Annotated in this window: 10 protein-coding genes; 9 read left to right on the top strand and 1 reads right to left on the bottom strand. The window is 72.8% G+C overall.

Annotated features, from left to right (window positions below; all coding sequences use genetic code 11):
* Nucleotides 1-714: a dethiobiotin synthase gene (gene bioD / locus J8M50_RS18415; RefSeq protein WP_029184700.1), complete on the top strand. Its 714-nt coding sequence runs from the start codon at nucleotides 1-3 to the stop codon at nucleotides 712-714.
* A 39-nt stretch (nucleotides 715-753) separates the two neighbouring features.
* Here bioD and J8M50_RS18410 read toward each other — a convergent pair whose 3' ends face one another.
* Entirely contained in the window at nucleotides 754-3,234 is a 2,481-nt protein-coding gene (locus J8M50_RS18410) for a helix-turn-helix transcriptional regulator (RefSeq protein WP_372462333.1), read from the bottom strand.
* Between the two features lie 118 nt (nucleotides 3,235-3,352).
* On the opposite strand from J8M50_RS18410, the gene J8M50_RS18405 reads away from it, so the two are divergent.
* The 8 genes from J8M50_RS18405 (at nucleotide 3,353) to J8M50_RS18370 (ending at nucleotide 12,382) form a co-directional block, all read left to right on the top strand.
* Entirely contained in the window at nucleotides 3,353-4,039 is a 687-nt protein-coding gene (locus J8M50_RS18405; protein ID WP_029184661.1) for an esterase/lipase family protein, read from the top strand.
* Nucleotides 4,040-4,115: 76 nt separating this feature from the next.
* Nucleotides 4,116-4,772, top strand: a complete 657-nt coding sequence (locus J8M50_RS18400) for a class I SAM-dependent methyltransferase (protein ID WP_010360399.1) — start codon at nucleotides 4,116-4,118, stop codon at nucleotides 4,770-4,772.
* A 112-nt stretch (nucleotides 4,773-4,884) separates the two neighbouring features.
* Entirely contained in the window at nucleotides 4,885-5,826 is a 942-nt protein-coding gene (locus tag J8M50_RS18395) for an ABC transporter ATP-binding protein (protein ID WP_078481502.1), read from the top strand.
* Between the two features lie 2 nt (nucleotides 5,827-5,828).
* A complete protein-coding gene (locus J8M50_RS18390; RefSeq protein ID WP_010360403.1) occupies nucleotides 5,829-8,396 on the top strand; it encodes an ABC transporter permease in 2,568 nt (855 codons plus the stop codon).
* 78 nt (nucleotides 8,397-8,474) lie between these two features.
* Nucleotides 8,475-9,401, top strand: coding sequence for a TIGR03621 family F420-dependent LLM class oxidoreductase (locus J8M50_RS18385; protein WP_010360404.1), 927 nt, complete (start codon nucleotides 8,475-8,477; stop codon nucleotides 9,399-9,401).
* A 7-nt stretch (nucleotides 9,402-9,408) separates the two neighbouring features.
* Nucleotides 9,409-9,831, top strand: a complete 423-nt coding sequence (locus J8M50_RS18380; protein ID WP_010360405.1) for a GNAT family N-acetyltransferase — start codon at nucleotides 9,409-9,411, stop codon at nucleotides 9,829-9,831.
* A 203-nt stretch (nucleotides 9,832-10,034) separates the two neighbouring features.
* On the top strand, nucleotides 10,035-11,366 hold the full coding sequence (locus tag J8M50_RS18375; protein ID WP_010360406.1) for a hemolysin family protein: 1,332 nt from the start codon (nucleotides 10,035-10,037) through the stop codon (nucleotides 11,364-11,366).
* Complete coding sequence (locus tag J8M50_RS18370) at nucleotides 11,363-12,382, top strand: hemolysin family protein (RefSeq protein ID WP_010360407.1); 1,020 nt, start codon at nucleotides 11,363-11,365, stop codon at nucleotides 12,380-12,382. The genes J8M50_RS18375 and J8M50_RS18370 overlap by 4 nt, the downstream gene beginning before the upstream one ends.
* Nucleotides 12,383-12,440: the final 58 nt, after the last annotated feature.

Below are 12,440 nucleotides of genomic sequence, written 5' to 3'. Positions count from 1 at the left end.
ATGGCGGTCCTGGTCGTCACGGGGACGGGTACGGAGGTCGGAAAGACGGCCGTCACAGCGGCGGTTGCCGCCGTCGCGGTCGCGGCGGGGCGTTCGGTCGCCGTGCTGAAGGCCGCGCAGACCGGGGTGGGGCCCGGGGAGTCGGGGGACGCGGACGAGGTCGCCCGGCTCGCCGGGGCTGTCACCGTCGCCGAGTGCGCTCGCTATCCCGAGCCGCTCGCCCCGGCAACTGCCGCTCGGCGGGCCGGACTTGCTCCGGTGCGGCCTCACGATGTCGTCGAGCGGGCGCAGAAGCTGGCCGCGGAGCACGACTTGGTGCTCGTCGAGGGGGCTGGGGGGCTGCTCGTGCGGTTCGACGAGGAGGGGGGCAACCTCGCCGATGTCGCCGCGCTGTTGGGGGCGCCGGTGCTGCTGGTCGCCTCGGCGGGGCTCGGGACGCTGAACACGACCGAGCTGACGGCCCGTGAACTCCGGTCCCGTGAGGTGGAGTTGCTCGGGGTCGTCATCGGGAGCTGGCCTCGGGTGCCGGATCTGGCGATGCGGTGCAATGTGGAGGATCTGCCGGTGGTGTCGGGGGCTCCGTTGCTGGGGGTGCTGCCGGAGGGGGTGGGGGCGTTGTCGCCGGGTGATTTCCGTGCGGGGGCGGGGAGTTGGCTGGCGGGGCGGTTGGAGGGGGCGTGGGACGCGGAGGAGTTCCGGGCGGGGTTGGAGTGAGCGGAAGGGAGTTGGGCTTTGCGCCCAACTCCCTTTGCCTTACGGGGACTCCGCCAGGATGCGGACCAGTTCGATGCGCGACCTGATCCCCAACCGGGTGAAGACTCCCCTCAGATGGTGGTCGATCGTGCGCGGGCTCAGTGCGAGCCGTCCGGCGATCTCCCGGTTCGTCGCGCCGTCGGCGGCCATGCGGGCGACCAGCAACTGCTGGGCCGTGAGCGTGTCGACGGGGCTGGTGGACACGCGTAGCGGCGCGGCCGGTGCGCCCAGGGCGCGCAGTTCGGCGCGCGCGAGGTCCGCGCAGTGGGGGGAGCCGAAGGAGGTGAACGCCTCAAGTGCGCTGTGTAGACGGTCCCTTGCCTCGGTGCGGCGGCGCAGACGTCGTAGCGCGCTGCCGAACAGCAGTTCCGTACGGGCCCGTTCGAAGTCGCGGGTGCCTCCGGCGTGCAGGTCGAGAGCCTCGCGGTAGTGGTCGACGGCCTCGGCGCCGGGCGTGAGCAGGGCCCGGCAACGGGCGCTCAGGGCGAGGTCGTCGGGGCTGCGTACGGCTCGCGCCCAGCGGTCGTAGTCGGCGTGCGCGGCCTTCGCGACGCGGGTGTCGCCCGTGCGGACGGCCGCCTCTACGTACGCGGGGGTCGCGAGGTGCCGTATCGCGCGGTGGCCGTGGCCCGGGCCGAACCCGGCGAGCGCGCGGAGCCTGGCTGCGGCGCCGTCGAACTGGCCGGTGCCGAGGTCCAGGACGGCGAGGGCCCACTGGGCGAGGGCTGCGGGGAGGCCGAGGCCGTGTGCGAGGGCGTGTTCGCGGGCGGCGGCGGCCCGTTCCCGGCACAGGTCGGCGTCCCCGGTGAGCGCCGCGAACATCGCCAGCGCGGCCTGGAGGTGGCACGCCGCGTTGTCCTGGCCGGTCGTGTACGCCTCCCGCAGGGCCTCCAGCGCCGCCGCCTCCGCCGCGCGTGGACGTCCGGTCCAGAAGTCGGCGTACACCTGGAACTCCCGCGCCTGCACGACCGTACCGGCGGCGCCCCTCGCCCTCGCGGACTCGGCCGCTCTGAGCGTCGCGGTGGCGGCCCTGGTGTGGTCGCCGAGCATCAGCGCGGCGATGCCGGCGTGTACGAGGAGGGTGGGGTCACCGCCGGGTCCGCAGCGGCTTGCGGCGGCTTCCAGGAGGTCGCGGGCGTCCCGATAGCGGCCGTCCACTGCGGCTGCCAGGCCGGGGAGGACTCCGGGTGGGGTGATGCCGGTGCGGTGGGTGAGGGCGAGGGCTTCTCGGCAGCGGCGGAGGTCGCCGGTGTAGATGGCGGCTTCGGTGGCTCGGGCTAGGAGGTGGGGGGTGTCGGTGGGGTCGGGGGTGGTGTGGGGGGTGGTGTTGGCGTGAGTGGTGGCGCGGGGGTTTCTGGCGGGGGTCTCGTGGTCGGTGTTGCCGGTGTTGCCGGTGTTGCCGGTGTTGCCGGTGTTGCCGGTGTTGCCGGCAGAGTCCGCGCGGCAGGCGGCGTCGGCGCGGCGGGCGGCGGCGTGGCAGGCGGAGCCGGTGTTGCCTGTGGCGCTGCCGTTGCCCACGGCGCCCGCGCGGCCCGTGGCGCTGGCGTGGCCCGTGGCGCTGGCGTGGCCCGTGCCGCCGGCGTGGCGAAACGTTCCGTCCTCCTCGGCATCCCCGGCATCCCCCGTCCCGCACCTCCTCACCACCCCCGCCAGCACCGCATCGAACGCCTCCCCCGCGTTGCCCGCGCGCAGCGCCAGGACCCCCGCGAGGGCGTCGGCGTGGGTGTGGGCGGCGAGGAGGCGGGCGTGGTCGCCGTCGCCCGACTCCCAGGCGTCGGCTGCGGCGCGGGCGAGGAGGCGGGTGCGGACGGCGGGGTCGGGGGCGAGGGTCGCGGCGCGTTCCGTGAGGGCGCGGGCGAGGGAGGGGGCGCCCGTCGCGCGCGCGTGGGTGGCCGCCGAGGCGAGTTCCCCGGCGAGCCGTCCGCTGGGCCCGAGGGCGCCCGCGCCCCGGTGCCAGGCGCGGTACGGGGCCTCGGCGGCGCCGTTCAGCACGCGCGCGAGGAGGCGGTGGGCGTCGCGGCGGTCCGTGGGGGTCGCCGTCTCGTACGCGGCGACGCGGATCCAGTGGTCGCGGAAGGCGACGCCGTCGGGGGTGGCGCAGGCGAGCCCTGCGGCCTCGGCGGCCTCCAGGGGGCGCGCGTCGAGGTCGGCGGCGGCCACCGCGCGCAGGAAGGCGCGGGTCGGGACGGGGTGCTGGTCGGCGGCGGCGAGCAGGAGCAGGCGGCGCGTGTCCTCGGGGAGCGCGTAGATCTCGCGTCTTCGCGCGCGCAGGAGTTCGGGGGCGAGCGCGGCGGGTTCGGAGGGCAGGGGGTCGAGTCCGGCCGCCTGCCGTGCGGTCAGGCGCGCCGCGATCTCGGCGGCGGCGCGGGGGTCGCCGTACGCGCGTACGCGTACCCGCGCCCGGACGCCTTCGGTGGGGGCGAAGGCGGGGCGGGGCGGTGGCGAAGTGCGGTCGAGCGTGGGGGGAGTCACCGGAGTCACCACACGATTCACGTTACTGGCGGGTTACTTGAGCCGTAAAGACCGGCGACTTCACCGATGCGGCGCGCGTAGATGCCACCGGACACTCCTGGCGACCCCACCCGTACCAGGAGGCATCATGCAGCGCCCCATGCGTCGCATCGCTGCGGCCGTCTCGGCCGTGTTCGCTTCGCTCCTTCTGTCGCTCTCCCTGTCCGTTCCGGCCGCCCACGCGGCGACACACAATCCGGTCATTTTCGTTCACGGTCTCAGCAGTGACGCCAGTAGTTGGGACGACTGGACCGCGGACTTCAAGGCGGACGGCTACACCGCGTCCGAGCTGGACGCGTGGTCGTACAGCTGGACGCAGTCGAACGTCACGACCGCGCAGCAGCTCGCCACGGAGGTCAGGAACGTCCTCGCCCGTACGGGCGCTTCGAAGGTCGACATCGTCGCTCATTCCATGGGTGTGCTCAGCACGCGTTACTACCTGAAGAACCTCGGCGGAACGGCTTATGTCGACGACTTCGTGTCGACGGCGGGCGTCAACCACGGGACGACGACCGCGGGTTGGTGCGCGTGGCTGTACACCTCGTGTTCGGAGATGAACACCGGCAGCTCGTTCCTGACGTCCCTGAACTCGGGTGACGAGACGCCGGGCAGCGTGTCGTACGCGAGCTACTGGTCGAACTGCGACGACGCGCTCACGCCGGACACGACGGCGATCCTGAGCGGGGCGACGAACGTCGAGGTCGGGTGCATCTCGCACACCGACATGAACAACGACCACGGCGTCTACCAGCAGGTTCGCGACTTCATCGCCTGACGGCTCGTTCCCGAGGGGGTGCGTGGCGCCCGCGCGGGGGACAATCGCGGCAGAGCCCGCGGGCAGGAGGTCCCCCATGCCGACGCGCACCCCCAAGGACGCCGTCCGCCATCCGGTCTTCGCGCGCTTCTACACGCGGTTCAGCGTCGCGGCCGAACCGTCCGTCGGCCCGCTGCGCACCGAGCTGCTGGCGGGGCTCTCGGGACGGGTGATCGAGATCGGTGCCGGGAACGGGCTGAACTTCGCGCACTATCCGGCGGGCGTCTCCGAGGTCGTCGCCCTCGAACCCGAACGGTTCCTGCGGCAGTCCGCGCGGGTGGCCGCGCTGCGCGCCGAGGTGCCGATCGACGTCGTGCCGGGGGTCGCGGAGGCGCTGCCCGTCAAGAGCGAGGCGTTCGACGCGGCCGTCCTGTCGCTGACGCTGTGCAGCGTGCGGGACGTGGAACGGGCGCTGCGGGAGGTCCGGCGGGTGCTGCGGCCGGGGGGTGAGCTGCGGTTCTTCGAGCACGGGCGGGGTGGGGGTGCGGTGATGCGGGGTGTGCAGCGGGGGTTGGACCGGACGGTGTGGCCGGTGCTGTTCGGGGGGTGCCATCTGGGCCGGGACCCGGTGGCGTCGATCGTGGGGGCGGGGTTCGAACTCGGGGAGCACCGGCGGCTGCTGGTGCCGCCCAAGGGCTTGGTGACGCCGGCTTCGTACTGCGTTCTGGGGACGGCTCGTCGCCCTGCCGACTGAGGTCTCCACCCGTGGGTGGAGAGGGAGTTGGGGACTTGAGAGGGATACCGTCCGCACGGTCGGCGACCCTACGCTCGGAGCCACGAGGAAGGCACCGAGTGAGGAGGCCGCATTGTCCACATCCGCCGTGCAGCAGGACCCCGGGGTCGCGGCCCGGGCGCGGGGCCTGACGAAGGCGTACGGCTCCGGAGAGACCGCCGTCCTGGCGCTGGACGGAGTCGACGTGGACATCGCCCGCGGCCGGTTCACGGCGGTGATGGGCCCCTCGGGGTCGGGCAAGTCGACGCTGATGCACTGCCTCGCCGGTCTGGACACGGTCTCGGCGGGCCACGTCTGGCTGGGCGACACGGAGATCACGGCCCTGAACGACCGCAAACTGACCCGCTTACGGCGCGACCGGGTCGGCTTCATGTTCCAGTCCTTCAACCTGATCCCGACGCTGACGGCGGCGGAGAACATCACGCTCCCCATGGACATCGCGGGCCACAAGCCGGACCAGAAGTGGCTGGCCGAGATCATCGGCACCCTGGGCCTGCGCGACCGTCTGAAGCACCGCCCCGCCCAGCTCTCCGGCGGCCAGCAGCAACGCGTGGCCTGCGCCCGCGCCCTGATCTCCCGCCCGGACCTGATCTTCGCCGACGAGCCCACCGGCAACCTCGACTCCCGCGCGGGCCTGGAGGTCCTCACGATCCTGCGCCAGGCGGTGGACGCCCTCGGCCAGACGGTCGTCATGGTCACCCACGACCCGACCGCCGCCGCCCACTCCGACCTGGTCCTGTTCCTGGCGGACGGCCGCATCGTGGAGGACATGGAACGGCCCACGGCGGAAGGGGTGTTGGAGCGGCTGCGGCTGTTCGCGGGCGAGGGCGGTTCAGCGCCGGAGACGGACGGGGTGCGGGAGCCGGCCGCCGGGACGGGCGGGGAGGACGGCGAGGTGCGCGGTGCGGAGCGGCCGGATCGCGGAGCCCTCGCGCAAGACCCGGCAGCCAGCACCCCCTGCCCCGCGCCCGACGCGCCCCCGGCCCCCCGCTCCGACCCCCGCGCGGAGGACTGACCATGCTCAAGGCCACCCTCCGAAGCTTCCTCGCCCACAAAGGCCGGCTCCTGCTGTCCGCCCTCGCCGTCGTCCTGTCGGTCGCGTTCGTGGCGGGCAGCCTGATCTTCTCGGACACCGTGACGCGGACGTTCGACCGTCTCTTCGCCTCCACCTCGGCGGACGTGACGGTGCAGCCGAAGGACGACCTCACCTCGTCGGTCCCCACCGGCGCCGTCCAGACCCTCCCCGCCGCCCTCGAGAAGCGCCTCGCGGCACTCCCCGGCGTGGCGGACACGCACGCGGAGGTGAGCGTCGAGAACGCGACGGTCGTCGACGCGGAGAACGAGTCGGTCGGACCGACGACAGGCGCCCCCACCCTCGCCCTGGACTGGCACCTCACCGACCGCAGCCCGGTGAAACTGACCTCCGGCAGGCCCCCGCGCGGCGCCGGGGAAGCGCTGCTGGACGCGGACACGGCCGACAAGAAGGACGTACGGATCGGCGACCGGCTGACGGTGATGGCGCAGCCGGGCACGTTCAAGGTCACCGTCGTGGGGATCGTCACCTTCACGACCACCAACCCCGGCGCGGCTCTCGTCTTCCTGGACCCGGAGGTCGCCGCCAAGGAGTTGCTCGGCTCGGCGGACCGCGCGACCGCGATCGAGCTGCGAGCGGCGCCGGGCGTGTCGGACGAGGCCCTCAAGGCACGCGTGGCGAGCACTCTCGGCGCGGGCCCGTACGACGTGAAGACGGCCGACGAGCAGGCGAAGTCCTCGGCGGAGCAGCTCGGCGGGTTCCTGGACGTGATCAAGTACGTGATGCTCGGCTTCGCGGGCATCGCCGTCCTCGTCGGCGTCTTCCTGATCGTCAACACGTTCTCGATGCTGATCGCCCAGCGCACCAGGGAGTTGGGCCTGCTGAGGGCGCTGGGCGCGGACCGCCGCCAGGTGCGCCGCTCGGTCCTGACGGAAGCCGTCCTGCTGGGCCTCACCGGCTCCACCCTGGGCCTCGCGGCGGGCATCGGCCTGGCGGCGGGCCTGATCAAGCTGATGTCCCTGTTCGGGATGAACCTGAAGACGACGGAGATGGTGGTCGGCTGGCCGACCCCGGTCGCGGCGTACGTGGTGGGTGTCGGTGTCACGTTCGTCGCCGCGTACCTGCCCGCGCGCCGGGCGGCGGCCGTCTCCCCGATGGCGGCGCTCGCGGACGCGGAGGTCGCCGGTGTGGGCCGCCCCCTGCGGGTGCGGGCGATCGTCGGCGCGTCCCTGGCCGCACTGGGCGCGGCGGCGCTGGCGGGCTGCGCTGCGGCGACGAGAACGGCGTCGGCGGCGTCCCTGCTGGGCCTGGGCGTCGTCCTCACCCTGCTGGCGACGGTCGTGGCGGGCCCGCTGCTGGTCCGCCCGGTGATCAGGGTCCTCGGCGGCGCGTTCCCGGCCCTGTTCGGCTCGGTCGGCCGGATGAGCCAGCGCAACGCCCTGCGCAACCCGCGCCGTACGGGCGCGACGGCGTCCGCGCTGATGGTGGGCCTCGCGCTGGTCGGCGGGATGTCGGTGGCGAGCGCGTCGATGTCGGCCTCCTTCGACCAGCAGATCGACAAGACGCTCGGCGCGGACTTCGTCGTCCAGAGCGGCAACTTCACCCCGTTCACGAAGGAGGTCACCGACAAGATCCGGGCGACGGAGGGCGTCGGCCTGACGGTCCGCGCCCGCTTCGCGCCCCTCGCGGTCCGCCTCCCGGACGGCAGGCGGGTCGAGACGACGGCCGCGGGCTACGACCCGCAACTGGACGAGGTCGCGCACATCACGTACGCGCAGGGCGACACGGCGGCGGCGCTGGCTGCCGGGCACGTGGCGATGGACGTGGACTTCGCGCGCGAGCACGGCGTACGGATCGGCAGCGTCCTGCCGACCGAGTTCCCGGGCGACCGGCGTACGGAGCTGACGGTCGGCGCGCTCACCGACCAGGACGCCGCGGAGGGCTTCGGCGCGCAGGGCGGGCTGTTCCTGGGGCTCGCGACGGTCGAGCGGTTCGTGCCGGGCGGCCAGGAGTCGGCGGTGTACGTGGACGCGGCGCCGGGGACGGGCGCGGACGCGCTGCGCGGGGCGCTGGAGCGGACGCTGGACCCGTACCCGCAGGTGCAGGTCCGCGACCAGGCCGACTACAAGAAGCTGGTGCACGACCAGATCGCGGTGCTGCTCTACCTCGTGTACGCGCTCCTGGGCCTGGCGATCGTCATCGCGGTGCTCGGCGTCGTCAACACGCTGGCTCTGTCGGTGGTCGAACGGACCCGGGAGATCGGCCTGTTGCGGGCGATCGGGCTGGCCCGGCGGCAGTTGCGGCGGATGATCCGGCTGGAGTCGGTGGTGATCGCGGTGTTCGGCGCGGTCCTGGGCCTCGCGCTGGGGCTGGTGTGGGGGGTGTGTATCCAGCAGGTGCTGGCGTTGCAGGGGATGGGGGTGCTGGCGATCCCGTGGGGGACGGTCGTCGCGGTGGTGGTCGGCTCGGCGGTCGTCGGGGTCGTGGCGGCGCTGCTGCCGGCGCTGCGGGCGTCGCGGATGAACGTACTGGCGGCGATCGCGCACGAGTGATGGGATGCGGATGACCGTTCGAGTTGTTCGACGACACGTCGGTTACGAAGACAAGTCGCTTTTGTACAGGGGGAGTTCATGACGCGTCCGTTCCGTTTCGGGGTCAACCTGCTGGAACCCACACCGCTCGACGCGTGGCGGGCCAAGTGCCGCCGCGCCGAGGAGCTGGGGTACGACATCCTGCTGGTCCCGGACCACCTGGGGATGCCGGCGCCCTTCCCGTCGCTGGTCGCGGCGGCGGAGTCGACGACGCGGCCCCGGGTGGGCACGTTCGTCCTCAACACCGGTTTCTGGAACCCGGTCCTGCTCGCCCGCGAGGTGGCGACGACCGCCGCGCTGACCGGCGGCCGGCTCGAACTGGGCCTCGGCGCCGGGTACGTGGAGGCGGAGCACGAGGAGGCGGGCCTCCCGTGGGGCTCGCCGGGCGAGCGGGTGACCCATCTGCGCAGCACGGTCGAGGAGTTGAGGAAGCGCCAGGACAGCGACGTACAGGTCCCGTTGCTGATCGGCGGCAACGGGAACCGCATGCTGCGGCTGGCGGCGGAGCACGCCGACGTCGTCGCCTTCGCGGGCGCGCGCGTCGTCGAGGGGAGCGCGACGGGGCAGATAACTCCCCTGTCGCCGGAGGAGCTTGACGAACGGGTCGCGAAGTACGACGAGTTGGCGTCCGGCCGCAAGGAAGCGGCGGAACGGAACCTGCTGGTGCAGCAGGTCGTCGTCACGGACGACCCGGAGGCGGTCGTACAGCCGCTCCTCGAACGCATACCGGGTCTCACCGCCGAGCAGGCGCTCGCGCTGCCGATCCTGCTGATCGGTTCGCGGGAGGAGATCGCGGCGAAGGTGCGGGCGCTGCGGGAGCGGTACGGGTTCACGTACTTCACCGTGCTGGAGGCGTTCATGGAGGCGTTCGGGCCGGTGCTGGCGGACCTCCAGGGCAGGGAGCCGGCGGCGCAGGGCCGTCCGGATGCCGGAATGTCCGTCGAGGGGGTGCCCGGCGTGCTGTGATCGCCGTATGCATGATCTGCACATAAGGGCCGCGTCGCCCGAGGACCTCGACACCGTGCTGGCCTTCTGGCGGACCGCCGCCGAGGGGACGAGCATCAGCGACGACCGCGCGGGCGTCGAGCGGCTGGTCGCCCGCGACCCCGAGGCGCTGATCCTCGCCGAGTCCGGCGGCGAGCTGGTCGGCACGGTGATCGCCGGGTTCGACGGCTGGCGCTGCCACCTGTACCGCCTCGCCGTCCACCCCGGCCGCCGCCGCCAGGGCATCGGGTCGACGCTGCTGGCCGCCGCCGAGGAGCGCTTCGTACGGCTGGGCGGGCGCCGGGGCGACGCGATGGTGCTGACGCGCAACGAGACGGCGCACCATGCCTGGGCGGCGGCGGGGTACTCGCCGGAGGAGAAGTGGCGGCGATGGGTGAAGCCCCTGGTCTAGCGGGGTAGCTTTGCCCATCCTTTACTCTTGAGGGAACTGTGCATTCTTGAGGGGGCCGCGCGGCGCGCGGCCCCCTCCGACTCCCACGAAAACGAAAGGTGTGAGCGTCCGCCCATGGGCGAGCCTCCCAGTACCCGACCTCACGGCATGCGACATCGCGCGTCCCTCCCCGCCCTGCCCGATCATGGGACGGAGGTGACCCGATGACCGAAGTGCTCCTCCTGCTGGTGGCGGTCCTGCTGTCGTTCGCGTGCGGTGCCTTCGTCGCCGCCGAGTTCTCGCTGACCACCGTCGAGCGCAGCGAGCTGGAGCGGGCGGTCGAGCGCGGCGAGCGGGGCGCGTCCGGCGCCCTCAAGGCCGTACGGAACCTGACCTTCCAGCTCTCCGGTGCCCAGCTCGGCATCACCGTCACCAATCTGGTCGTCGGCATGCTGGCCGAACCGTCGATCTCGAAACTCCTCTCCGGCCCCCTGGAGTCGGCCGGTCTGCCCGGGAGCGCGTCGCGGTCGGCGGCGCTGGTGATCGGTACGGCGCTGTCGACCGTGTTCCTGATGGTCGTCGGCGAACTGGTGCCGAAGAACTGGGCGATCTCCTCGCCGCTGGCGGTCGCGAAGAGCGTCGGCAACGCGCAGCGCTGGTTCAGCGCCGCGTTCCGGCCGTTCATCACGCACCTCAACAACACGGCGAACCGGATCGTGCGCCTCTTCGGCGTCGAGCCCACCGAGGAGCTGGCCGCCGCGCGCGGGCCGCAGGAACTGGCCGCGCTGGCCCGGCACTCCGCGAAGGAGGGCGCCCTGGAGGCCGACACCGCCGAGCTGTTCGTGCGCACGCTGAACCTGGCCGACCTGACCGCGGAGAACGTGATGACCCCGCGCGTGCAGGTGATGGCCCTGGAGGCGCAGGCGACCTGCGAGGACGTCGCAAACGCGACCCGCGCGAGCGGGCTGTCCCGCTTCCCCGTCTACCGCGGCAACCTCGACTCCGTCGTCGGCACGGTCCACATCAAGGACGCGCTGGCCGTCCCCGCCGAGCGCCGCGCGCGCGTGCCGGTCGCCGAGATCATGCGCGAGCCGCTCCTCGTCCCCGAGTCCCTGACCGTGGACCGCCTCCTGGACCGCCTCTCCGGCAAACGCACGATGGCCGTCGTCATCGACGAGTACGGCGGTACGGCGGGCGTCGCGACGCTGGAGGACATCGTCGAGGAGGTCGTCGGCGAGGTCCGCGACGAGCACGACCCGCACGAGACGTCCGACCTCGCCCCTGCGGGCACCGACGAGGCCGGACGCGCCCTCTACTCGGCCGACGGGGCCGCCCGTACCGATCAGCTCGCCCGCGTCGGCCTCAGGGCCCCTGAGGGTCCGTACGAGACGCTGGCAGGCCTCGTGGCGACCGAGCTGGGGCGCATCCCCGCCGTCGGCGACAGGCTGGACGTCGCCGGGTGGCGGCTGGACGTCGTCGACGCCGCCGGGCACCGCGCCGCGCGCGTCCTGCTGCACGCGCCCCTGCACGACGAGGAAACGGAGGAGGAACGATGACCGCGATCCAACTGCTGATCGGGCTGGCGACGCTGGTCGTCAACGCCTTCTTCGTCGGCGCGGAGTTCGCGCTGATCTCGGTGCGCCGCTCACAGATCGAGCAGTATGTCGAGGGCGCGCAGGGGGACCGGCGTGCGCGCAGTGTGCTGTGGGGGCTCGAACACGTCTCCGCGCTCATGGCCGCCGCCCAGCTCGGGATCACGCTGTGCACGCTGATCCTCGGTGTCGTCGCGGAACCCGCCATCGAGCATCTGCTGGAGCCGGTGTTCCACGCGGCCGGTGTCCCTTCCAGTGCCGGGCACGCGGTGTCGTTCGTCATCGCCCTGGTCGTCGCGACGTATCTGCACATGCTGCTCGGCGAGATGGTGCCCAAGAACATCGCCCTCGCCGAACCCGTGCGCAGCGCGCTGCTCCTCGGGCCGCCCCTGGTGACCCTCGCGCGCGCGTTGCGGCCGGTCATTTTTACGATCAACGCCTTCGCCAACACGCTGCTGCGGCTCCTGCGCATCGAGGCCAAGGACGAGGTGACGGCGACCTTCTCCGGCGCCGAGCTGGCGCAGATCGTCAAGGACGCCGGGGAGGCGGGTCTCATCGACGACCGCGCGCAGGAGCGGCTGCACGACGCGCTCGAACTCGGGCGTCGTCCGGTGCGGGACGTCGTCCTGCCGCTCGAACGCGTCGTCTACGCGCGCGTAGGGGTCACTCCCGAGGGCCTGGAGGAACTCTCCGCGTCCTCCGGCTTCTCCCGCTTCCCCGTCGTCGACGAGGGGCGCCGGATCGTCGGCTATCTGCACGTCAAGGACGCGCTCGACGCGTCGCCCAGGGACGTGCCGTTCCGGCTGCGGGATCTGCGGGCGATCGCGCGGGTGCGGGAGGCTACGCCGTTGGACGATGTGCTGACGGCGATGCGGGGGAGTCGTACGCATCTGGCGGCGGTCATGGAGGATGACGGGCGGCTGGCGGGGATGGTGACGATGGAGGACGTGTTGCGGGAGTTGTTCGGGCAGCAGGCGTGAGGGAGGTTACCTCGGGCACCGGGGTGACCGACTGCCCGGGGTTGTGGACTGCCGCGGT

The organism is Streptomyces acidiscabies (assembly GCF_020010905.1).
Lineage (GTDB): Bacteria > Actinomycetota > Actinomycetes > Streptomycetales > Streptomycetaceae > Streptomyces > Streptomyces acidiscabies.
Note: the sequence above shows the minus strand (reverse complement) of the source record. Positions and strands in the feature narration are given on the sequence as shown.